The sequence below is a fragment of the Acidisoma cellulosilyticum genome (assembly GCF_020621385.1).
GTDB classification, from domain to species: domain Bacteria; phylum Pseudomonadota; class Alphaproteobacteria; order Acetobacterales; family Acetobacteraceae; genus Acidisoma; species Acidisoma cellulosilyticum.
The window spans coordinates 59,315-80,170 of sequence record NZ_JAESVA010000013.1 but is presented as its reverse complement, the minus strand read 5'-3'; the positions used below and the strand labels follow the sequence as shown (position 1 = coordinate 80,170).

22 protein-coding genes are annotated in these 20,856 nt (G+C 62.1%); 16 read left to right on the top strand and 6 right to left on the bottom strand.

Annotation, left to right across the window (positions count from 1 at the left end; all coding sequences use genetic code 11):
* A complete protein-coding gene (locus ACELLULO517_RS24560; RefSeq protein WP_227310085.1) occupies window positions 1-1,029 on the top strand; it encodes an L-idonate 5-dehydrogenase in 1,029 nt (342 codons plus the stop codon).
* A gap of 477 nt (window positions 1,030-1,506) precedes the next feature.
* Here the strand turns inward: ACELLULO517_RS24560 and ACELLULO517_RS24555 are convergent, their stop codons facing one another.
* From ACELLULO517_RS24555 to ACELLULO517_RS24545, 3 genes are all read right to left on the bottom strand, one after another.
* On the bottom strand, window positions 1,507-1,785 hold the full coding sequence (locus tag ACELLULO517_RS24555; protein ID WP_227310084.1) for a hypothetical protein: 279 nt from the start codon (window positions 1,783-1,785) through the stop codon (window positions 1,507-1,509).
* 78 nt (window positions 1,786-1,863) lie between these two features.
* Complete coding sequence (locus ACELLULO517_RS24550) at window positions 1,864-2,727, bottom strand: transglutaminase family protein (protein ID WP_227310083.1); 864 nt, start codon at window positions 2,725-2,727, stop codon at window positions 1,864-1,866.
* 452 nt (window positions 2,728-3,179) lie between these two features.
* The gene (locus ACELLULO517_RS24545) at window positions 3,180-3,389 is read right to left on the bottom strand and encodes a cold-shock protein (RefSeq protein WP_227310082.1); all 210 of its coding nucleotides are present in this window, start codon (window positions 3,387-3,389) and stop codon (window positions 3,180-3,182) included.
* 258 nt (window positions 3,390-3,647) lie between these two features.
* Here ACELLULO517_RS24545 and ACELLULO517_RS24540 point away from each other — a divergent pair, with 258 nt between their 5' ends.
* The 8 genes from ACELLULO517_RS24540 (at window position 3,648) to ACELLULO517_RS24505 (ending at window position 9,540) form a co-directional block, all read left to right on the top strand.
* Entirely contained in the window at window positions 3,648-4,019 is a 372-nt protein-coding gene (locus tag ACELLULO517_RS24540) for a DUF1488 family protein (RefSeq protein WP_227310081.1), read from the top strand.
* Between the two features lie 108 nt (window positions 4,020-4,127).
* Complete coding sequence (locus ACELLULO517_RS24535) at window positions 4,128-5,564, top strand: glutamine synthetase family protein (RefSeq protein WP_227310080.1); 1,437 nt, start codon at window positions 4,128-4,130, stop codon at window positions 5,562-5,564.
* Window positions 5,565-5,730: 166 nt separating this feature from the next.
* Window positions 5,731-6,669, top strand: coding sequence for a carbon-nitrogen hydrolase family protein (locus ACELLULO517_RS24530; RefSeq protein WP_227310079.1), 939 nt, complete (start codon window positions 5,731-5,733; stop codon window positions 6,667-6,669).
* Window positions 6,662-7,267 carry a helix-turn-helix domain-containing protein gene (locus tag ACELLULO517_RS24525; RefSeq protein WP_227310078.1) on the top strand — a complete coding sequence of 202 codons (606 nt, stop codon included), beginning with the start codon at window positions 6,662-6,664 and terminating at the stop codon, window positions 7,265-7,267. The genes ACELLULO517_RS24530 and ACELLULO517_RS24525 overlap by 8 nt, the downstream gene beginning before the upstream one ends.
* Before the next feature lie 224 nt (window positions 7,268-7,491).
* The gene (locus ACELLULO517_RS24520) at window positions 7,492-7,776 is read left to right on the top strand and encodes a hypothetical protein (protein ID WP_227310077.1); all 285 of its coding nucleotides are present in this window, start codon (window positions 7,492-7,494) and stop codon (window positions 7,774-7,776) included.
* Between the two features lie 172 nt (window positions 7,777-7,948).
* Entirely contained in the window at window positions 7,949-8,377 is a 429-nt protein-coding gene (locus ACELLULO517_RS24515; RefSeq protein WP_227310076.1) for a type 2 periplasmic-binding domain-containing protein, read from the top strand.
* Window positions 8,378-8,468: 91 nt separating this feature from the next.
* Entirely contained in the window at window positions 8,469-8,957 is a 489-nt protein-coding gene (locus tag ACELLULO517_RS24510) for a cupin domain-containing protein (protein ID WP_227310075.1), read from the top strand.
* Window positions 8,958-9,012: 55 nt separating this feature from the next.
* The gene (locus ACELLULO517_RS24505) at window positions 9,013-9,540 is read left to right on the top strand and encodes a GNAT family N-acetyltransferase (RefSeq protein WP_227310074.1); all 528 of its coding nucleotides are present in this window, start codon (window positions 9,013-9,015) and stop codon (window positions 9,538-9,540) included.
* Here the strand turns inward: ACELLULO517_RS24505 and ACELLULO517_RS24500 are convergent.
* Complete coding sequence (locus tag ACELLULO517_RS24500) at window positions 9,507-9,848, bottom strand: hypothetical protein (protein ID WP_227310073.1); 342 nt, start codon at window positions 9,846-9,848, stop codon at window positions 9,507-9,509. The genes ACELLULO517_RS24505 and ACELLULO517_RS24500 overlap by 34 nt on opposite strands.
* A gap of 23 nt (window positions 9,849-9,871) precedes the next feature.
* Between ACELLULO517_RS24500 and ACELLULO517_RS24495 the strand changes: the two genes are divergently transcribed.
* From ACELLULO517_RS24495 to ACELLULO517_RS24475, 5 genes are all read left to right on the top strand, one after another.
* The gene (locus tag ACELLULO517_RS24495) at window positions 9,872-10,885 is read left to right on the top strand and encodes an ArsR/SmtB family transcription factor (RefSeq protein ID WP_227310072.1); all 1,014 of its coding nucleotides are present in this window, start codon (window positions 9,872-9,874) and stop codon (window positions 10,883-10,885) included.
* Complete coding sequence (gene metH / locus ACELLULO517_RS24490) at window positions 10,882-14,376, top strand: methionine synthase (protein WP_227310071.1); 3,495 nt, start codon at window positions 10,882-10,884, stop codon at window positions 14,374-14,376. Before ACELLULO517_RS24495 ends, metH begins: the two co-directional genes overlap by 4 nt.
* 54 nt (window positions 14,377-14,430) lie before the next feature.
* Entirely contained in the window at window positions 14,431-14,727 is a 297-nt protein-coding gene (locus ACELLULO517_RS24485) for an ArsR/SmtB family transcription factor (protein ID WP_227310070.1), read from the top strand.
* Between the two features lie 83 nt (window positions 14,728-14,810).
* Entirely contained in the window at window positions 14,811-15,554 is a 744-nt protein-coding gene (locus tag ACELLULO517_RS24480; protein ID WP_227310069.1) for an SDR family NAD(P)-dependent oxidoreductase, read from the top strand.
* 123 nt (window positions 15,555-15,677) lie between these two features.
* Window positions 15,678-16,421, top strand: a complete 744-nt coding sequence (locus ACELLULO517_RS24475; RefSeq protein WP_227310068.1) for an SDR family NAD(P)-dependent oxidoreductase — start codon at window positions 15,678-15,680, stop codon at window positions 16,419-16,421.
* A gap of 310 nt (window positions 16,422-16,731) precedes the next feature.
* Here the strand turns inward: ACELLULO517_RS24475 and ACELLULO517_RS24470 are convergent, their stop codons facing one another.
* Together ACELLULO517_RS24470 and ACELLULO517_RS24465 are read right to left on the bottom strand one after the other, a co-directional pair.
* Window positions 16,732-17,619, bottom strand: a complete 888-nt coding sequence (locus tag ACELLULO517_RS24470; protein WP_227310067.1) for an MBL fold metallo-hydrolase — start codon at window positions 17,617-17,619, stop codon at window positions 16,732-16,734.
* Entirely contained in the window at window positions 17,619-18,359 is a 741-nt protein-coding gene (locus ACELLULO517_RS24465; protein WP_227310066.1) for a dienelactone hydrolase family protein, read from the bottom strand. Before ACELLULO517_RS24465 ends, ACELLULO517_RS24470 begins: the two co-directional genes overlap by 1 nt.
* Window positions 18,360-18,501: 142 nt before the next feature.
* Here ACELLULO517_RS24465 and ACELLULO517_RS24460 point away from each other — a divergent pair, with 142 nt between their 5' ends.
* Both ACELLULO517_RS24460 and ACELLULO517_RS24455 read left to right on the top strand, forming a co-directional pair.
* Window positions 18,502-19,236 carry a hypothetical protein gene (locus ACELLULO517_RS24460; RefSeq protein ID WP_227310065.1) on the top strand — a complete coding sequence of 245 codons (735 nt, stop codon included), beginning with the start codon at window positions 18,502-18,504 and terminating at the stop codon, window positions 19,234-19,236.
* Between the two features lie 69 nt (window positions 19,237-19,305).
* Window positions 19,306-20,847 (top strand): peptide chain release factor 3, encoded by a 1,542-nt coding sequence (locus tag ACELLULO517_RS24455; RefSeq protein WP_227310064.1) that lies wholly within the window; start codon window positions 19,306-19,308, stop codon window positions 20,845-20,847.
* Window positions 20,848-20,856: the final 9 nt, after the last annotated feature.

Genomic DNA, 20,856 nt, shown 5'->3' with positions numbered 1-20,856 from the left:
ATGCGCGCCGTCGTCATCCATGCGCCGAAAGACCTCCGCATCGAGGAACGGGACGTTGAAAAACTCGGCGCCGGTCAGGTCGCGGTGCGCATCCAGGCGGGGGGGATCTGCGGCTCGGACCTGCATTATTACAACCATGGCGGCTTCGGCACGGTGCGCGTGCGGGAGCCGATGATCCTGGGGCATGAGATCGCCGGCACCGTCGCCGAAGTCGCACCCGACGTGACCAGCGTGACGCCCGGCGACCGCGTGGCGGTCAATCCCAGCCGCCCCTGCCGCCATTGCCGCTTCTGCCTGAAGGGCCTGCCGAACCAATGCCTGAACATGCGCTTCTACGGCAGTGCCATGCCCATGCCGCACATCCAGGGTGGTTTTCGTGAGGTTCTGGTTTGCGACGCCACCCAATGCGTGACGGCGACCCGCGCCTCGGTCGCCGAACTGGCCATGGCGGAACCCTTCTCCGTCGTGCTGCATGGCCTGACCCGGGCTGGATCGCTGCTTGGCGCCCGCGTGCTGGTGACAGGCTGCGGGCCGATCGGCGCGCTGGTGGTCGCCGCCGCGCGCTTCCACGGCGCGGCTGATATCATCGTCACCGATATCGTCGACGAGCCGTTGGCCATCGCCCGGACGCTCGGTGCGACGCTCGCTTTGAATACGGCGCAGGACCCCGACGCGCTGAAACCCTATACGGCCGACAAGGGCCAGATCGACGTCATGTTCGAATGTTCGGGCAATGAACGCGCCTTGCGCGCGGGGATGGAGGTCGTGCGCCCACGCGGCACCATCGTGCAGCTTGGCCTCGGCGGCGATATGTCGGTGCCGCAGAATATGGTGGTGGCGAAGGAACTGGTCATCACCGGGTCCTTCCGGTTTCACGAGGAGTTCCCGCTCGCCGTCGCGCTGATCGATAGCGGCAGGGTTGATCTGACACCGCTTTTGACCGGCAGCTATCCGATCACGGAGGCCGTCACCGCGTTTGAGCGCGCGAATGATCGCAGGTCGGCGATGAAGGTGCAGCTGACGTTTTAAGAAAGACGAAGCCATCCGCGCAGCTGCTGCGCGGACCGGTCCGTCTCCGCAGGCTCGGCACGTGATCCGGTAAAACCAGTCAGCGGCACCTGGTGCCGCAAAACAGCGCGCATTCGTTACACGCCCGACGATCTTTATGTGCTAATCAGACGATACCGCCGTAATGCCGCAGTATCGAATGCTGCGGGAACAGAATCGTCAGCAAGATGAAGCTATCCCCCTTCGCACGCCTGAAATGGCGCGCAGCCCTGGCCTTTATCAGCGGCTCTGATCTGGTCTGGTGGTGCTGGCTTGTCCGATGGTGATCTCAGTCTAACGACTGTGAGATTTTACTGAAACGCCCAAAAATCCGTCGCCCGCGGACTTGTTCCGCGGGTTTACCCATGCGTTCAGGCAAGCGGCCGGCCGGCGCCACCACGGGTAGTTCCGCGCAACGCGTGCGCGGATGACGGGATTTCTATTAAAACCTGACAAACTCTAACGACTGGTTTCCGCCAGCTGCTGGACGGTCAGATAGTTCAAATGCTTGGTAACCGCCGCGCGGACCTCGGACTCCTGGCCCGCCTCAAGCGCCGCCATCAGGATCGCCATATCCTTATTGACAAGGGTCTTGGCTTTGAACGGCGATTGCTTGTCGGGCTCGTATCCATTGTCCCACAAATAATCGAGGATCATCCGCCCTCGGTCGTAGATGCGGCTGGCACCGTACCAGGATGGGAGTTTGGGACTGAAACTGTCCCGCTGCGTCTTAATCATAGGGATAACCTGTCCAACCTCGTTCGTCTCAAATCATGCAAGATTTGAGAGGCCCTTATCATCATCGCCCTGACAGCTCTACCCGATGACGCAGACCTCGACCGTCATATGGGAAAACGCATCGCTCAAGCCGATGAATTCGCCGATGACGGGCATCACTTGCCGGATGTCACGACCAACCGCGACGGGGATGAGGTTCGCACCCCCCATGCTGCGGTTTGTCGGGTCAAAGGTGATCCAACCGGCGCCGGGAAGATAGACCTCCGCCCAGGCATGGGTTGTCCCCGCTCCGGCGGAACCCTTGATCTCCTGGCTCGGATTATGGAGATAGCCCGACACGATCCGCGCCCCGAAGCCGAGCGTCCGCACGGCCTCGACGAAGAGCAGCGCCAGATCGCGACAGGCGCCCCATCCACGCTCAAGCGTTTCGACCGGAGACTGGGTGCCTTCGTCATCGCGCTCCTGATAGGAAATCCAGGAGAGGATGCCGAAATTGATGTCTTTGAGCAGCGCAAGCGTGTCCGTCGGATCGGTGCGAACGAAAGCGCTGACCCAGGCCCGCAGTTTGCCAGCGGCATCGGCAAGCCTTGGACTGGCCAAAAGGCCAAGATCCGCCTGATCATCATCAGTGTAGTGAAATGGATAAAAAATGGCGGATGCCGAAATATCGAAAACGGGCCAGACGACGGCATCAAGCTCGATATCGGCGATACTTTCTATCACCAATTGATTGGTCATTGACCGAAAGGTCAGGCTCGCCACGCTATTGCCGGCGACATCCTGCGCCCATGTCAGGACCGCGTCCGGATTGACGATAATCTCCATCCCGAGCAGGCGCAGCTCACGGCTTTCGCGAGGGCGCAGCATAAGGCGGTGCGGCCTCAAGCTGACGTTCCTGTTGTAGTGATAGGTCGTCCGATGGCGAATGTTCAGTCTGACCACGGATCTCTCCCTTGGGCCCTGGACACCGAGCCGAACGAGACTGTCTAAGCTTACACACCCAAAGGGATTATGTGCCGCTATCTGGCAGGCGCGAGCCGATACTCGTCCAATACGCGTTCATGCGTATCGAGTGCCGCTTTAACCCTATATTGGAAACCACGCCCTGTGAGCGGCATCAATCGGACGATCGTGTAAACGCCCGGACTGATATGCTTATTGACCTCGCCACCAACAATGACAACGCGATCCCCTTCGGAAAACCGTCGAGCAACCATATTTGCTTGTCCTGTCTGGCGTTACCGCAGATGCTTTACGCAAAACGATCCTGGGGCTGCTGATGCTATCATAGCAGGCCCAAAACAAAAAAAGCCGGGAGAACCCGGCCTTCTTCTCAGCGTTTCAGGACCGACTGCCAGTACATCCGTGGTCAGCAGTCCAAAACGCTATCTTGGTCAGGCTGCCTTAAGATTCTCGGCGGCAAGCTTGCCGTTACGGTCGTTCTTCACCGCATCGAAGCTCAGCTTCTGGCCCTCGTTGATCGAGGACAGACCGGCACGCTCGACGGCAGAAATATGGACGAACACGTCCGGGCTGCCGTTATCCGGCTGAATGAAACCGAAGCCCTTGGTCGTATTGAAGAATTTAACAGTTCCAATGGTCATGGCGATCTTCCTTTCAATCGTTCAAAAAATTTGGCTCATACGAAAAGTCATGGCGAGCCGTTCATGATCGATTTTGAAAGAGAAAGGTCGTCTGCAGCGCCAAGGAGCGCAATACGAAATTCTTCATTAAGATCAACGGAATTTCTATAGAACGATATCAACAAAAATAGCAAGAAATATTTTCACCTCTGCAATTTTTGCGGCGCAATACTTAAATTCAAGCTTAGAAATTCATGTCATCGCTGTGATGACATTGTGATGCGCGTCACCATGTCATACGCGTCAGCTCATGGGACGTTTCAGAAAGATGCAACGGTGACAGAGCGCCATATGCGATCCTGCTCAAACGCACAGTTCAATGGGCATTCCATCACCTTCATCATCGATGTGAAGAGCGAGCAAGTCCCCTGCGCGATTTCCCTGGGGGCCTTCGATGCAATCGCCGGGGAACGACGACGGCAGCGCGGACAGATTCTGTCAGCCTTCCAAACGCATGACGAACGCATTTCCCGGATCGCCCGCAATCTCTTCCTGCGACGCCCCGACAGCATTGATGGGATTATTCGGATTTGGGAGCATGACGTCGATGACGATTTGGACGCTGCTCCCGTCTCGCCCCTCGATTCATAAGATCCGACTCTGACCGGCGCCCCGCCCGCCATCGCCAGACGCCTAAAATTTTTCTTGAACGAAAAAAATTCTCGTCTACCCTGAGGTGACAGTTTCAGGGGATCCGGCATGGCGGGGTTTATCGAACGTCACGACTTGTGGTCGGCGGAGCAGACAGCCCAGGCAGCCGAGCTTGCGGCGCGGATCAAAGCCGAAAACATCCGCAATATTCGCATCGGCTGGGGCGACCAGCACGGCATCGTGCGCGGCAAGACGTTGACGGCGGGCGAATTCATCTCGGCCTTGTCTTCGGGCAAGGATTTCCAGCTCGTCACCGCGATTTTCGACACGACGAACCACCCCATCGTGCCGCCCTTCGGCGCCGACAATCACCTCAATATTCCGGAAATGATCGGCCTGCCGGATGGCGTGCTGGTGCCGGACCCGGCGACCTTCCATGTCCTGCCCTGGGTCCCCAATACCGGCTGGATTTTGGCCGACGCCTATTTCCGCAACGGACGCCCCTGCCCGCTCTCCACGCGCCAAATTCTCCGCGAACAGCTCGGCAAGCTGGCGGGCGACGGCATGAGCATGACCGTTGGTCTGGAATTCGAGTTCTATGTCTACAAAATGCTCGATCCGAAAATGGCGCCAGCCGATAGCGGCTATCCGCCGACCCCGCCGGAGGTCGAGAATATCGCCCACGGCTATCAGTATCTGACCGAGACGCGGGGTGACGAGGTCGAACCCCTCTATGCCATGCTGCAGGACAATCTGGAGGCGCTGGGCCTGCCGCTGGCATCCCTGGAAGACGAATGGGGGCCGGGCCAGTGCGAACTCACCTTCTCGCCTTTGCCGGCGATGGAAGCGGCCGACAAGGCGCTGCTGTTCCGCACCGCCGTCAAGCAGCTTTGCCGCCGCCATGGCTATCATGCGAGCTTCATGGCCTTGCCCAAGATCGCCAATAGCTTCCCCAGCGGCTGGCATATGCATCAGTCCCTGACACGCGATGGCGCCAATCTGTTTGCGGCCAGCGAGGGCGATGCGTCACCGCTCTCCGGCCTCGGCATGCATTATCTGGGCGGCCTGCTGGATCATGCCTCGGCGACCGCGCTGCTGACCACACCCACCATCAACGGCTATAAGCGCCAGCGGCCGGATGGGTTCGCGCCCTATAAAGCCGCCTGGGCGCAGGAAAATCGCGGGGCCATGCTGCGCGTCATCGGGGATGGCGGTGACAGCGCGTCACGCATCGAAAACCGCATCGGCGACCCGGCCGCCAATCCTTATCTGTATATCGCCTCGCAGATTATCGCCGGCCGTGCCGGGCTTGCGGCCAAGTCCGATCCCGGCGCGCCGGTCGCCGCCGCTTATCTCTCGGAACGCGCCGTGCTGCCCGGCAGCCTGGGTGACGCGCTGGCCGCCTTCGCGAGCAGCGAGACGCTGAAGGCGGAATTGGGCGAGACCTTCCACCACTATTTCCACAGCCTGAAGCAATTCGAATGGAACCGCTTCCTCAGCGCCGTCACGGATTGGGAACACCAGGAATATTTCGAGATGTTTTAAGAGCCTGCTTGGAAATGCTACTACAGCGGCGATCCGGCGCGCCTTTTTGCGCTTCCGGTGCTCACGGCCCTCAACGGCCGCTCCGCTCCGGTTCTCAAAAACCACGGCGGCCAGCGCCTGCGGCGCCTCTCGCGCGCTGTAGCGCATTACAAAACAGGCTCTGACCATGAACAACCTGCATATAGGCATCGCCCAGCTTCGCCCCGCCTGGGGCGACAAGCCCCGCACGGTCGAGATCATCACGACGGCCATTGCCGAGGCCGCTTCGCGCGATATCGACCTGCTCGCCTTTTCGGAGACCTTTCTCAGCGGCTACCCTTTCTGGGTCTGCCGCACCAATGGCGCGGCCTTCGACGATGCGCGCCAGGGTCGCGCCTATGCGCAGTTCATCGAAGCGGCGGTCGAGATCGACGGGCCCGAACTGGCCCAGGTCGCGGAAGCCGCGAAGGACCATGGCGTCTCGGTCTATCTTGGTGTCAATGAACGCGGCGCGCGCGCCGGGCGGGGCACGGTGTGGTGTACGCTCGCCACTATCGATGCCGAGCACGGCATCATCGGCGCGCATCGCAAGCTGATGCCGACGCATGATGAGCGTCTGGTATGGGGTATCGGTGACGCCGAGGGGTTGCGCTGTCACGATTTTGGCGGCTTTCGCGTCGGCGGCCTGAATTGCTGGGAAAACTGGATGGCGCATGCTCGTTCCGCGCTCTACGAAGACGGCGAGGACGTGCATATCTCCGTCTGGCCAGGGAATGAGGCGGTGACCAAAGGCTTGCCGATCTTCGCGGCCCAGGAAGGCCGCATGTGGTGCGCCAGCGTCTGCGGCCTGCTGTCGCTGTCCGATGTGCCTCAGGATTTCGAATTCTATCCGGACCTCAAGGCCGAAGGCCTGGACGTCATCTTTGCCGGCGGGTCCGGCATCTATGACCCGACACAGACCTGCGTCGCGCGGATAGAACCCGGGATGGAAGGCATCGCCTCGGCCAGCATCGACCGTGCGAGCCTTTACGCCGCCAGACAGGGTTTTGACCAAAGCGGCCATTACGCGCGGCCGGATATCTTTGATCTGTCGATCCAGCGGCGACGGGCCGGCCGTCATGGATGAAGCCGCTCTCATCACCGCCTTCTGCCATAAGCTGAAGGAGATTAGGCGCTCCAAGGATCTCACACTGGATGACCTCGCGCGCATCAGCGGCGTGTCGATTTCGACGATCTCCAAGATCGAGAACCAGCAGCAGAAGCCGGGTTTCGAGACCGTTCTCAAAATCTCCCGCGCTCTGCACGTGAATTTCGTTCATATGCTCGATCCGCCCGAACCCGCGCCGGTCAAGACCACGCGGCGCGTGGTGACGCGGGCGGATAGCGCGCCGGTCTATGACAGCGAGCATTACGTCTATGCCGCGCATGCGACGGAGCTCGCTAATAAGACCATGGTGCCGCTGCTCATGCGCATCAAAAACCGGGACCTGCCGCCGCTCGCCGATTGGAGCGTCCATGACGGCGAGGAATACGCCTATGTGATCGAAGGCGAGGTCGCGCTGCATATGGAGCATTACGCCCCGGTGCAGCTTCATAAAGGCGATAGCTGCTATTTCGACAGCACCATGCGCCATGCCTATGTCGCGCTGGACGGCGAGGCCGTTGTGCTGTCGATCTGCCTGTCGATCGTGCCGTTCAAAAGCGAGGCGCCGGGGGCTGGTTGACAGTCCGGGGGACCTGCCAGTCGGCTTTCGGGTCGCAATTCACGTAAGCCGCCGCTGCCGATCAGATTACTAATCGCATAGAAAGCGGAGCGGAGCTCCATAGCTAACCTTCGCTCATTATGTCGTAAATGATGCTAAGATAGTCATAAGCGACGATATCGGTCGCAAATGAAGCTGCCTACTTTCCGGATGTCGAAACCGACAGAACCTCAAGGAGAGTAGTCATGAAAGTCTTGGCAATCGGCACGCTGAAGCCTCTGAGCGAAGAACAGAGCAGCCGGATTTTTCCGAATGAAGTTCCGGCAACACTCAAACTCTATCTGGATGGAAAGATCGAGCAGTTTTGGCTGCGGGACGAAATGAAGGGCGCCGTCTTCCTGCTGAATGTCGCGTCGGTCGATGAAGCGAAGGAGTTGCTTAGCGAACTGCCTTTCACCAAGGAGGATCTCCATACTTTTGATCTTCTGCCGGTCGGGCCGCTGCTCCCCCTCGGCTTTCTGATCAAGTGAGCGTTTGACCCAGGAGGTTTCTCGGTCAGCAGACATGTCTGCTGGTCGGGAAACCTCAATGGCTTTTGCCAGGTCTTATTCCGGGACGCCTGCTATCCTGAACCGGTGACGCGTAAGGGTCGAGAAAAGATCGGCTTAAGGCGAGGATGTTTGGGGCGCCGGACGATGGCTCATGCTCACGACTGCCTTTCCCCGCATCCCGCCCTCTCGCAGACGATCAAGCGCCGAACCCGCTTGTTCCAACTCGGTTAAGAATGAGACGCGCGGATCAAGTGCTCCCCTGCAAGCCGCTTGCGCCAGCACCTCTAACCCTTCCCTTGACGATTTCGGGTTTGTCATTGCAGAAATGTTGTGTGCGATGATTGGTTTTCTCGCCGGACGGGCGGGGGAAGATTGTGAAGGGCAACTGCCGCTCTACATTCTCGATGAGCATCTGAAGGACGGTCGTCTCACGCGGATTCTTGCCGATTATGAGACGGAAGTTGTCCCTGTCCATCTTCTCTACCCGCAAAATCGAATGCTATCCTCAAAGGTTAAGGCCTTCACGTCTTGGTCGCGCGCATTGTTCGCATCCCAAAGGCATGTCAGCGCGGCGGCTTAGTTCGCTGCAACCGTCTTTCAGAATGCGATATTTGTTGAATGGAATCTCCGGTTTCGGGGATGAGTGTCTGAACAAATGGTGAGCTGATCCTATGAACCGAAAACTCGACCTTGCCGCCATCGACGCCAACCGCGGCAGCGATTACCCGCCGCCATTCGATGCCCCCTGCCGCGACATCGAGCGGAAGCGCCTCGGCGACGCCGCCGGTCTGAGTCAGTTCGGCGTCAACCTCCTCCGCCTTCCGCCCGGAACCTGGTCAAGCCAGCGACACTGGCAGATCGCAAGCGACGAGTTCGTCTATGTCGTCAGCGGGGAGGTCGTTCTGGTAACAGATGCCGGCGAGGACATACTGCGCGCGGGCGACACCGCAGGCTTCAAGGCCGGCATCCCCGACGGGCATCACCTCCAGAACCGCAGCATGTCGGAAGCCCTGGTCCTGGAAGTCGGCACGCGGCTTCCCGGCGACGGTTGCTACTACTCGGACATCGACATGATGGTCATTGACGATGGCCCGGATGGCCATACCAGGCGCGACGGGTCGCCCTATGCCCGTCACCCCTCCAATGGCGAAGCCGAATGACAGAGGACGACACCGTACCGCTGGCACCTTCAACCAATTTCGAGGAATCCGCCGGATGAACCTGCCTGTCACACCAATAGAGATCCGCGACGCCGTGCAGGCCGATGCGGCCGAACTCGCGGATCTGCTCAACGCGATCATCGCGAAAGGCGGCACGACGGCGCTGGAAGACCCGTACACGGCAGAGGCGCTTGACCTTGCCTATCTGACGGGGCCCGAGGTGCATTGTTGTTTTGTCGCCGTCGACCGCGCGACGGGGCGTATCGAAGGCTTCCAGACGCTGGGCCGCAATCGCGCGTTACCCGATGGGATCGGGGATATCGGCACCTTCGCCCGGCTGGGCGAAACGCAGCGCGGTGTCGGCCAGGCCCTGTTCGCCGCGACCCGCGACCGGGCGGAGGCACTCGGCCTATCCGCCATCAATGCCACGATCAGGGCCGATAATACCGGCGGCCTCGCCTTCTACACAAAACAGGGTTTTGTCGACCATGACGTGGTCAAGGGCGTGCCGCTGAAAGACGGCCAGACGATCGACCGGATGGTCAAGCGCTACAGGCTCGCGCCCACCGTTTCTAGCCTGTAGCAGGCCGAGGCCAGACCGTCCGTCTCCAACGCCTGCCGCAAGGCCGCCTCCCCTTCGGGACCGGCCGGCACGGCACCCAGGCGCGTGAAGAACGGAACCTCGCCCACCGCGCGGGCGCGAAACAGCCGGCCCAGCGTTTCCGCGACCGGACTGCGGGCGACGCAGCAGGCGCAGCCCGCGACATGGCCAGTCTCGCGCCCGTCCCAGGATGCTTCGGCAGGGTTTTCCACCAACCAGGCGACCCCCATCGCCGCATCGTCCGATGCGGTCGCGAGGAAGACAGGTATGCGTGCGTCGATGCGGATCATGCGATAGACATAAACATATCTTTATGTATATTCAAGTTATGGAGACCTTCCTTAGCTCTTTGCGGGCCGCTGCCGAGCCGACGCGGATGCGCATCCTGGCGCTCTGCACGCGCGGCGCCTTCTGCGTCAGCGAATTGGTGACGATCCTGGGTCAATCCCAGCCCAGCCTGTCGCGTCACCTGCGCCTGCTGGTGGAAGCCGGCCTGCTGCGCCGACAGCAGGAGGGCGTGTTTTCCTGGTTCGCCCTGGCTGACGCCGCAAGCCCCGAAGGCGCGCTGGCGCGCAGCCTCGTCAGCCGGCTGCCCGAGGATGACGCGGTGCTCGCGGCCGACCGCCGCATGGCGGCCCAGACGCTGTCGGAACGCGCGCGCTCTGCCTCCGACAGTTTCCGCGCCCAGGGGGCGGATTGGGATGAGATGACGGCGCTGGGCCTGCCCAAATCCGCGGTCGAAGCGGCGCTCGCCAGCGTCGCCGGCCAAGGACGCTTGGGTCAGGTGCTGGATATCGGCACCGGCACCGGCCGTGTGCTGGAGCTTTTGGGACCCCGCGCCGACAGCGGGCTTGGCGTCGATGCCAGCCCGCAGATGCTGAAACTGGCCCGCACGCGGCTGGCCCAGGCCGGCCTGCCGCAATGCAGCCTGCGCCAGGCCGATATGTATCGCCTGCCGCTGCCGGACGGCGGGCCGAGCCAGGGTTTTGACGTCACCGTGCTGCAGATGGTGCTGCATCATGCCGAGGACCCCGAGGCCGTGCTGCGGGAAGCCGCCCGCGTCACGCGCACCGGCGGCCGCATCATCATCGTGGAACTCGCGTCCCATACCGCGCATGACCTGGCCGAGAGGCTGGCGCATCGTCATCGCGGCTTCATGCAGCCCCGCATGCGCAGCATGTTGATGGATGCGGGCTTGGCACTTTACGGCACGGTCACTATTCCGGGTCCGATCGCCACTGAAATCTGGAGCGGTGCCGTCAATAGCCGCCCGCAGACGCCCATTCGTTCTTCCAGCCTAGCAGACCACCAAGAGGCCCATCCATGAGCAGCCGCCCGCATCTTCTCGACGCCCTGCGCGACCAGGTTCTGCTGTGCGACGGCGGCATGGGCAGCCGTGTCCAGGCGCTGACGCTCGATATCGAAAAGGACTTCTGGAACCGGGAGAATTGCACGGAAGTGCTGAACCTCTCCCGCCCCGACATGGTGCGCGAAATCCATCGCGGCTATTTCGAGGCCGGCGCCGATATGGTGGAAACCAATACCTTCGGCGGCAGCCCGATTACGCTGGCCGAGTTCGAGCTGGAAGACCGCGCCTTCGAGATCAACAAGATCGCGGCCGAACTGGCGCGCGAGGCCGCCGACAGCTTCTCGGACGGCCGGCACCGCTACGTCGTGGGCTCGGTCGGTCCCGGCACCAAACTGCCGACGCTCGGCAATATCGCCTATGACCCGCTGGAAGCGGGTCTCGCCGTGCAGGCGCGCGGGCTGATCGCTGGCGGGGTCGATGCCATCCTGATCGAGACCTGCCAGGACACGCTGCAGATCAAGGCCGCCGTCAACGCCGCCAAAATCGCCCGCGCCGAAGCCGGCAGCAGCACGCCGATCTTTGTGCAAGTGACGGTGGAGACCACCGGCACCCTGCTGGTGGGGCCCGATATCGCCGCGGCAGCCACGGTGATCGACGCGCTGGACGTACCGCTGATGGGCCTGAACTGCGCCACCGGCCCGCAGGAAATGGCCGAGCATATCCGCTGGCTTTCGGCCAATTGGCGCGGCTTCATCTCGGTCCAGCCCAATGCCGGCCTGCCGGAACTGGTCAACGGCCAGACGCATTATCCGCTGGGTGCGGCGGAAATGGCGAGCTGGGTTGAGCGTTATATCGCCGAAGACGGGCTGAACCTGATCGGCGGCTGCTGCGGCACATCCACGCCGCATATCGCAGCCCTCGACGCCATGCTCCGCCGCCGGGCCGGCTCGCTCATTCGCCCCGCCCCCGTGCTGCGCAAGCCGGTCTGGATTCCCTCCGTCGCGGGTCTGTACGGCCAGACGAGCCTGCGGCAGGAGAACAGCTATTTCTCCATCGGCGAGCGTTGCAATGCCAACGGCTCCAAGAAATGGCGCCAATTGCAGGAAGCGCAGGATTGGGACGGTTGCGTCGGCATGGGTCGCGAGCAGATGGGCGAAGGCTCCAACGCGCTCGACATCTGCACGGCTTTCGTCGGGCGCGATGAAGTGTTTGAGATGAACGAGGTCGTGCGCCGCTTCACCAGCAGCGTGAACGCGCCGCTGGTCATCGACAGCACCGAGCGCGTGGTGCTGGAATCCGCGCTGAAGCTGCATGGCGGCAAGCCGATCATCAACTCGATCAATTTCGAGGACGGCGAGAAGCCGGCCGAGGATCGCATGATCCTGGCGAAGAAGTTCGGCACGGCCATGGTGGCGCTGACGATCGACGAAGCCGGCATGGCGAAGACGGCGGAGGACAAGCTGCGCATCGCGCGCCGGCTGGTGGAATTCGCCTGCGACAAGCACGGGTTGCCGCAATCCGATCTGTTGATCGATCCGCTGACCTTCACCATTGCCACCGGCAATGAGGATGACCGCAAGCTGGGCCAATGGACGCTGGAAGGCATCAAAGCCATCCGCGAGGCCTTCCCCGATATCCAGATCATTCTGGGCCTGTCCAATATCAGCTTCGGCCTGAACCCCGCCGCGCGCGCCGTGCTGAACTCGGTCTTTCTGGACCATGCGCTGCGTGCGGGCATGACGGGCGCCATCGTCCATGTCAGCAAAATCCGCCCGCTGCATCTGATTCCGGCCGAGGAAGTGGCGGTCGCCGAAGACCTTATCTTCGACCGTCGCCGCGACGGCTATGATCCGCTGCAGAAGCTGCTGGAGATTTTCGCTGACCGGAAGCTGGCCGATGTCGGTGCCAAGCAGCGCGCCGAGACGGTCGAAGGACGGCTGAAGGACCGCATCGTCGACGGTGACCGCAAGGGGCTGGACGAGGATCTGGCGGAAGCGATGCAGACGCATGCGCCGATCGACATCATCAATACCATTCTGCTCGACGGTATGAAGGTGGTGGGGGAGCTGTTCGGTGCCGGCAAAATGCAGCTGCCCTTCGTGCTGCAAAGTGCCGAGACCATGAAGGCCGCCGTCGCTTATCTTGAACCGCATATGGAAAAGATCGAGGGTCAGGAGAAAGGCACCATCGTTCTGGCGACCGTGAAGGGCGACGTGCATGATATCGGCAAGAATCTTGTCGATATCATCCTCACCAATAACGGTTACCGGGTCATCAATCTCGGCATCAAGGTGCCGCTGGCCGACATGATTACCGCCGTGAAGGACAACCGCGCGCATGCCATCGGCATGTCCGGCCTGCTGGTGAAATCGACCGTCGTGATGAAGGACAATCTGGAGGAGTTGACGCGCCAGGGGCTGGATGTGCCGATCCTGCTCGGTGGTGCGGCATTGACGCGCAACTTCGTGGAAGACGACTGCGTCCGCGCCTATGCCTCCGGTCGCGTTGCCTATGCACGCGATGCCTTCGACGGCCTGTCGCTGATGGAAAAGGTGACCAGCAGCGGGTTTGACGATTACGCCGCCGCCATCCAGACCAAGCGCGCGGGCAAGGCCCGCAATACCAGCCGCACGCTGGGTCAGGCCGATGTGAAAGCCTTCCAGCCGGTCGATATCGGCGCCACCCAGGCCCGCCGCCGCCGTCTGACGCAGGACCAGCCCGTCATCACGCCGCCCTTCTGGGGCGCGCGGGTTGTGGAGGCAACGCCCAAGGCGGTGGTGCCCTTCCTGAACGAGCGCAGCCTGTATCAGTTTCAATGGGGTTTCCGGAAACAGGGCCGGACGCTGGAAGACTTCCTCGGCTGGGCCAAGCAGGAGCTGCGGCCGATCATGCGCCGTATGCTGACCCTGACGGAGGAGCAGGATATTCTGAAGCCGCAGGCGAGCTACGGCTATTGGAAGGCCGCCGGCCAGGGCAACGACCTCATCATCTTCGCCGAGGACGGACAGACCGAGCTTTGCCGCTTCGCCCTGCCCCGCCAGCCGCGCGAGGACGGCGAATGCATCGCGGACTTCTTCCGGGACGTGGATGACGCCGAGCGCGACGTCATCGGCCTGCAGGTCGTGACAGTCGGCCAGAAGGCGTCGGACCTTGCCCGCGAATGGTTCGAGGGCAACCGCTACCAGGATTACCTCTATCTCCATGGCCTTTCGGTGGAGATGGCCGAGGCGATGGCCGAATATACCCATAAGCGCATCCGCGCCGAGCTTGGCTTCGCCGGCGAGGATGAGCGTGAGATGGAAAAGATGCTCGGCCAGGGCTATCGCGGGTCACGCTATTCCTTCGGCTATCCCGCCTGCCCCAAGCTGGAGGATCAGGCGCCGATCATGAAGCTGCTGGACGCCGAGCGCATCGGCGTCTCGCTCTCGGACGAATGGCAGTTGCATCCTGAGCAATCCACCAGTGCGCTTGTGGTTTTGAACGCGCATGCGAAGTATTTCTCCGTATAAGCTTGTGGGGAGCACAAGGCTCCCCCCTTCGCCCGACGCGGGATTGACGACATCATGGCCGACGACACGACGCTTTTCAGCATCTCAGACCGACAATTCTCCCTGATCGCCCGGGCCTTGGCCGAACCCAGGCGCTATCAGATGCTGAAGATGCTGGGGGAGCAGGAAGGCACTGTGTCCTGTAGCTCTCTCTCCCAATGTCATGAGGTCAGCGCGGCCACCATCTCCCATCATATGAAGGAGTTGGAGAACGCTGGGCTGATCGAGATCGTGCGCGAGGGCAAATTCGCCAATCTGACCTTGCAGCGCGAGGTCCTGTCCGCCTATCTGAAGCGCCTATCCGAAATCTGACGCTCTGCCCTGCGCCAGCCTCACTGGCGCCAATTATTAGACAGTTATCTAATTGTCGAAATTAATTTCATCAGAGGTTTTCCATGAGCAAGCTTTCTGGACGCGTGGCGCTGGTGACAGGCGCTTCCAAGGGGATCGGCACCGCGATTGCCCTGGCTTTGGCTGAAGAAGGTGCGGCGGTGGCCGTCAACTACGCGTCCGACAAGGCCGGCGCGGATAGAGCCGTCGCCGCCATTACCGCGAAGGGCGGCCGCGCGGTCGCCGTTCAGGGCAGCGTCGCGGATGCGTCCGCGCGCATCGTCGCCGAGACGGTCGCGGCGTTCGGCCATATCGACATCCTGGTCAATAATGCCGGCGTCTATGCTTTCGCGCCGTTGGAAGCGGTCACGGCGGAGGATTTCCACCGCCAGTTCAATACCAACGTGCTCGGCCTGCTGCTGACGACCAAGGAAGCCGTCGCGCATTTCCCGGAACAGGGCGGTAGCGTGACCAATATCAGCTCCGTCGTCTCCCGCTTCACGCCGCCGGCCTCGGTAGTCTACGGCGCCACCAAGGGCGCGGTCGATGTCATCACCGCGACCCTGGCCAAGGAATTGGGTCCGAAGCATATTCGCGTGAATGCCATCAATCCGGGCGTCGTCAACACCGAAGGCGCGCGGGCGATCGGTGTGATCGACGGCGAATTCGAGGCGATGGCGGTGGCACAAACCCCGCTCGGCCGCACCGGCCAGCCCGATGATATTGCAGCCGTCGCGGTATTTCTGGCCTCCGACGACAGCCGCTGGGTCAGCGGTGAGACCATCATCACCGCCGGCGGTTTCCGCTAAGGCGTCCTCCGTCTTCCCCATGCGCGGGCCGATACGGCCGTGCGTGGGGCTAGCGTGCAGACCGCTGGCCACTCAGTCAGGCAGCGGAACACAGACCTCACTTCAAACCCATAGGGATTTCCCATGAGCAAGCTTTCCGGAAAAGTTGCACTGGTAACGGGCGCCTCCAAAGGCATCGGCGCCGCGATCGCGTTGGCGCTCGGTGAGGCTGGTGCGGCGGTCGCCGTCAACTACGCCTCCGACAAGGCGGGCGCGGATAAGACCGTCGCCGCCATTACCGAAAAGGGCGGCCGCGCCGTCGCCGTTCAAGGCAGCGTCGCCGACGCATCGGCAAAGATCGTCGCTGAAACCGTCGCGGCTTTCGGCAAGATCGACGTCCTGGTCAATAATGCCGGCGTCTATGCCATGGTGCCGCTGGCCGATGTGACGGCGGCGGAGTTCCATCGCCAGTTCGACACCAATGTGCTGGGCCTGATCCTCACGACCCAGGCGGCGGTCGCGCAGTTCCCGGCCGAGGGCGGTAGCGTGATCAATGTCAGCTCCGTCGTCAGCCGCATCACGCCCCCGGGCGGCAGCATCTACAACGCCACCAAGGGCGCGGTCGATGTCATTACCGCGACGCTGGCCAAGGAACTCGGGCCCAAGCAGATCCGCGTGAATTCGATCAACCCCGGCCTGGTGGAGACCGAAGGCACGCATACGGCGGGCTTCATCGGCAGCGATTTCGCCAATGCGGTCGTCGCGCAGACGCCGCTCGGCCGCATCGGCCTGCCGCAGGATATCGCGCCGGTCGCGGTTTTCCTGGCATCCGATGACAGCCGCTGGGTGTCGGGTGAGACCATCATCACCGCTGGCGGCGTGCGTTAGAGTCCGTCAGGTTTAGGTGGAAACGCCAAAAAATCTGTCGTGCGCGGGCCCCGACCCGCGCATCTACCCGACGCAGCAAGCAATCGGCCGGCTGGGCGCCGCGGCGGGTAGGTCCGCGCAACAAGTGCGCGGATGACAAATTATCTATTAAAACCTGACAGACTCTAGAGTTCGCCAAAGTTCACTGGAACTGCCTCTACATTCGTCATGCCCGGCTGCTCAAGGCCGGGCATAACGAAGTCTTGGGTCGGCGTTGCAATTGGCCTTACCGTTTCGGTAAAAATCTGACAGACGCTGGCGAGACGAAGAATCAATCATGCAGCGGGAAGGAACTGGCCTTCCCGTCGCTGTGATAGACCCAGACCCGGCCTGTCCGCGTCTCCCGCAAGCCATAGCCAAAAATATCCCGGCCCATCCGATAGGGCGCGCCCTGCGCCACCTGCTGTAGCGCCTGGCCCGTCTCCGCGATCAGCGATACTTCCGCGATGGCCCGCGCCACATGGCCCGAGCAGATGGCTTGGACCGGCGTCTCCAGCCGAGCGAGCTTGCCGACCGAGAGCGCCAGATCCGCCAGCGATGACTCGTCATAATGCGCGTAGAGCGGCCCTTCGATCAGCGTATCACCCACGAACAGCACACCATGCGCTGGATCGAACAGGCAGATGCCGTCCGGACTATGGCCCGGCGTCTCGATCACCCGCAGCTTCCGGTCGCCGAGGTCGATTTCGTCTCCCTCCCACAACAGGCCTGTCGCGGCGACGCCGCCAGGGCACCAAGCCTTTGCGTCGAAACCCGCCGGAAAGGGCCGCAGCATCAGCTCCGGCGTCAGCGCCATATAGTCCGGGTCGGCTGCCCGATCGGCGTCAGCCTTGGCGATGAGGGGCAGCAAGCCGTCGATATAGCGCTGCAACAGGTCGCGCGGCGCGTGGCGCAGCAGCAGCGCTTCCGCCTTCTCGCCCGCCAGCCGCTCGGTGAATTCTGCATTCCCGCCGATATGGTCGAAATGGTAATGGGTATTGATCAGCTTGACCGGCAGATTGGTCAGCGCCTCCACCACCGGCTTGATCGGCGCGATGCCGGTGCCGCTGTCGATCAGCGCGGCAAACTCCGACCCCAGATAAAGCCAGCTCACGACATGACCGGGTTCCGCGATCATCCACAGATCGCGGTTGACCTGACGGACCTCAAACCAATCCATCAGCGCAGGTCCTGGCGGAACAGACGCAGCGCGCTGTCATAGCCGAAGCGGGCCAGTTCCGCGTCGAAGCGCGGGCCTTCGTCGCGCATGAAGGCATGGGCGGCATTGACCTCATGCCATTCGTAATTGACCTGCGCCTCCTCCAGCCGGTCGCGGATCATGCTGCGGCCTTCCAGCGGCACATGCGGGTCCTGCCGGCCGAAGACCATCAGCAGCGCGCCGCGGATGTCTTCCGCGCGCGCCAGGCTGCCGTCATTCGCGCCCGCACCCAGCGTATGGGTATGCAGGTCGGTCGCGTAGAAACAGGCGGTTGCCTTCACATCCGGTTGCAAGGCGGCGCGGAAAGCCAGATGGCCGCCGAGGCAAACGCCGAAGGCACCCAGCGCCCCGGTGGAATTCGGATGGGTCTTCAGAAAGTCCAGCGTCGCCCGGCAATCGGCATCGTAACCCGCCACCGGCTTGGCGAATTTCAGCTCATTGCCACGGTCGGTGCCCGGCTTGTCATAGGCCAGCACCGTGCCGGCCGGCTCATACTCATGATAAACCTCAGGAATGCCGACCACGAAGCCGTTGCTGGCCAGGTAGGCGGCCGTGCGGCGGATCGGCGCCGTCACCTGATAGATTTCCGAATAAAGGATGATCGCCGGGTATCGGCCCTCGCCCTGCGGGCGCAGCACATGCACGCGCATGACGCCGTCATCCATCGGCAGATCGGTGAAACTATCGGCTTCCAGACGCATGAGCCCCATTCCTTCTCTATCGCGGCGAGGATCGGTTACCACCCGAAGCCCAGCTTCGACCAGCGCTTCGGCCAATTTGCCACCTCTTGCCGTAACGATCGCGGACAGGCAGGGTCATCACCGATCCGGGACAGGAATTCCTATGCGTGCATCTTTTCAAGGCCTGGCACTGCTGCTCGGCCTGTCTGCGCTTGCCGCACCTGCCATCGCGCATCCGTCCCAGATCATCATCCTGCGCCACCCGGAAAAGATCGATCAGTTCGAGCTTTGCCCGGTCGGCAAAGAACGGGCGGAAGCGCTGGCGCATCAATATCTCGGCCGCGACGCCAGCCAGTCCGTCTTCCCACCGGGCGTGAAACCCGCCGCCGTCATCGCCATCACGCTGCACAGCTTGGAACTCGCAGCCCCGGTGGCCGACACCTGGAGCCTGCCCGTGACGACCTATACGGTGCTGCCGAGCCTCAATAAAAAGGTCGAGGAAGCGGAGCTGAACGCGGCCACCCGCCATGCCGCACGGAAGGTGATGACGGACCCCGATTATGCCGGCCGCCCCGTGATCATGGTCTGGGAACATGATCATATCGCCCATAGGCGGCTGGAATCGGCAAAGATCGGCCAGAAAGTGACGCTGCGGGAATTGTTCAATCTCGACCAATTGCCTGCTGCTCCCCGCAACTGGAACGGCCAAACCTATGACTATCTTTGGATTATCGATTACGCGAACCCGCATTCGGACATCCCGACCGGCTTCCGCATGGTCAAGGAGGATTTCCAGGGCATCTACGGCAATCTGCCCAAGAACGACTGGGACAAGCCGGAACCGGTCGACGACAATGTCGGCTGCGTCAAAATCGGCCTCCATTACAAGCCGCACTGATCCTGCCTCATTACAGCCTCTGCGGCGCTACCAGTTCCGCTCCCCGGCCGTTCTTGCTAAGGGCGGCCGATGAGCCAGAACGAAAACATCGCAAGCGAGATCGCCCGGCGGCGGACCTTTGCCATCATCTCCCATCCGGATGCGGGTAAGACGACCCTGACCGAGCGCCTGCTGCGCGCCGGCGGCGCCATTCAGCTGGCCGGCAATGTCCGCGCCAAGGGCGAGCGCCGGCGCACAAGATCCGACTGGATGGGGATCGAGCGCGATCGCGGCATTTCGGTCGTGACCTCGGTCATGACCTTCGAATATGGCGGCTGCATCTTCAACCTGCTGGATACGCCGGGCCATGAAGACTTCTCGGAAGATACCTACCGCACGCTGACGGCTGTCGATTCCGCCGTCATGGTGATCGACGCGGCCAAGGGCATCGAGGATCGGACGCGCAAGCTGTTCGAGATCTGCCGCCTGCGCGACATCCCGATCATCACCTTCATCAACAAGATGGACCGTGAAGCACAGGACGTCTTCGCCCTGCTGGACGAGGTCGCGAGCGGATTGGCGCTGGACGTCTGCCCCATGACCTGGCCGGTCGGTCGGGCCTCCGATTTCGCCGGCACCTACGATCTGCGGAATCGCGAATACCACCTCACCTCAGAACTGTCCCAATCCGATGACCGGATGGTGCAGCTTGGCGAGGAGATTGATCTGGTCCGCGCCGCCCTGCCGGAATTCGATGTCGAAAGCTTCATGGCCGGCCATCTGTCGCCGACCTATTTCGGCTCCGCCATCAAGGATATCGGCGTCACCGACCTGCTCGACGCGCTGGCCGATTTCGGACCCAGGCCGCGCGCCCAGCCGGCCGATACGCGCATCGTCGACGCGGCCGAGCCCGATTTGACGGCGCTCGTGTTCAAGATCCAGGCGAATATGGACCCGAACCACCGCGACCGTATCGCCTTCGCGCGCGTGTGTTCCGGCCGGCTGACGCGCGGCATGCGGGTGAAGCAGGTGCGGACCGGCAAGCTGATCCCCATGCACGCGCCGCAATTCTTTTTCGCGCGTGACCGCGTCCTGGCGGAGGAAGCCTTCGCTGGCGATGTGGTCGGCATCCCCAACCACGGCACGCTGCGCATCGGCGACACCCTGACGTCCGACGAGGTACTGAACTTCACCGGCGTGCCTTACTTCGCTCCGGAAATCCTGCGCCGCGTGCATCTGTCGGACGCCATGAAGGCCAAGAAACTGCGCACCGCCTTGCAGGAACTGGCCGAGGAAGGCGTGGTGCAGCTGTTCCGCCCGCAGGACGGCTCGCCGCCCATCGTCGGCGTCATCGGCATCCTGCAGCTGGACGTGCTGCAGGCCCGTCTGGCGCAGGAATACGGCACGCCGATCACCTTCGAAGGCGTGCCCTATTCGCTGGCGCGCTGGGTCTCGGGCGACCGCGTGACGATGGAGAAGTTCATCGCCACCCAACGCACATCCATGGCCGATGACGTGGACGGCGATCCGGTCTTCCTCGCCTCCTCAAGCTTCATGCTGAAACGCGCGATCGAGAATTACGACAACCTGACCTTCCGCGACATCAAGGACATCCGGCCGCAAGCGGCATAGAAGTTTCTT

Excerpts from the sequence above, each read along its gene's own strand:
- ACELLULO517_RS24485 (WP_227310070.1), top strand. The coding sequence starts at position 14,431 with ATGGCCGACGACACGACGCTTTTCAGCATCTCAGACCGACAATTCTCC.
- ACELLULO517_RS24530 (WP_227310079.1), top strand. The coding sequence starts at position 5,731 with ATGAACAACCTGCATATAGGCATCGCCCAGCTTCGCCCCGCCTGGGGC.
- ACELLULO517_RS24475 (WP_227310068.1), top strand. The coding sequence starts at position 15,678 with ATGAGCAAGCTTTCCGGAAAAGTTGCACTGGTAACGGGCGCCTCCAAA.
- ACELLULO517_RS24460 (WP_227310065.1), top strand. The coding sequence starts at position 18,502 with ATGCGTGCATCTTTTCAAGGCCTGGCACTGCTGCTCGGCCTGTCTGCG.
- ACELLULO517_RS24470 (WP_227310067.1), bottom strand. The coding sequence starts at position 17,619 with ATGGATTGGTTTGAGGTCCGTCAGGTCAACCGCGATCTGTGGATGATC.
- ACELLULO517_RS24510 (WP_227310075.1), top strand. The coding sequence starts at position 8,469 with ATGAACCGAAAACTCGACCTTGCCGCCATCGACGCCAACCGCGGCAGC.
- ACELLULO517_RS24555 (WP_227310084.1), bottom strand. The coding sequence starts at position 1,785 with ATGATTAAGACGCAGCGGGACAGTTTCAGTCCCAAACTCCCATCCTGG.
- ACELLULO517_RS24480 (WP_227310069.1), top strand. The coding sequence starts at position 14,811 with ATGAGCAAGCTTTCTGGACGCGTGGCGCTGGTGACAGGCGCTTCCAAG.
- ACELLULO517_RS24560 (WP_227310085.1), top strand. The coding sequence starts at position 1 with ATGCGCGCCGTCGTCATCCATGCGCCGAAAGACCTCCGCATCGAGGAA.
- ACELLULO517_RS24525 (WP_227310078.1), top strand. The coding sequence starts at position 6,662 with ATGGATGAAGCCGCTCTCATCACCGCCTTCTGCCATAAGCTGAAGGAG.
- metH (WP_227310071.1), top strand. The coding sequence starts at position 10,882 with ATGAGCAGCCGCCCGCATCTTCTCGACGCCCTGCGCGACCAGGTTCTG.
- ACELLULO517_RS24500 (WP_227310073.1), bottom strand. The coding sequence starts at position 9,848 with ATGATCCGCATCGACGCACGCATACCTGTCTTCCTCGCGACCGCATCG.
- ACELLULO517_RS24495 (WP_227310072.1), top strand. The coding sequence starts at position 9,872 with ATGTATATTCAAGTTATGGAGACCTTCCTTAGCTCTTTGCGGGCCGCT.
- ACELLULO517_RS24465 (WP_227310066.1), bottom strand. The coding sequence starts at position 18,359 with ATGCGTCTGGAAGCCGATAGTTTCACCGATCTGCCGATGGATGACGGC.
- ACELLULO517_RS24545 (WP_227310082.1), bottom strand. The coding sequence starts at position 3,389 with ATGACCATTGGAACTGTTAAATTCTTCAATACGACCAAGGGCTTCGGT.
- ACELLULO517_RS24455 (WP_227310064.1), top strand. The coding sequence starts at position 19,306 with ATGAGCCAGAACGAAAACATCGCAAGCGAGATCGCCCGGCGGCGGACC.
- ACELLULO517_RS24505 (WP_227310074.1), top strand. The coding sequence starts at position 9,013 with ATGAACCTGCCTGTCACACCAATAGAGATCCGCGACGCCGTGCAGGCC.
- ACELLULO517_RS24520 (WP_227310077.1), top strand. The coding sequence starts at position 7,492 with ATGAAAGTCTTGGCAATCGGCACGCTGAAGCCTCTGAGCGAAGAACAG.
- ACELLULO517_RS24515 (WP_227310076.1), top strand. The coding sequence starts at position 7,949 with ATGCTCACGACTGCCTTTCCCCGCATCCCGCCCTCTCGCAGACGATCA.
- ACELLULO517_RS24540 (WP_227310081.1), top strand. The coding sequence starts at position 3,648 with ATGCGCGTCACCATGTCATACGCGTCAGCTCATGGGACGTTTCAGAAA.
- ACELLULO517_RS24535 (WP_227310080.1), top strand. The coding sequence starts at position 4,128 with ATGGCGGGGTTTATCGAACGTCACGACTTGTGGTCGGCGGAGCAGACA.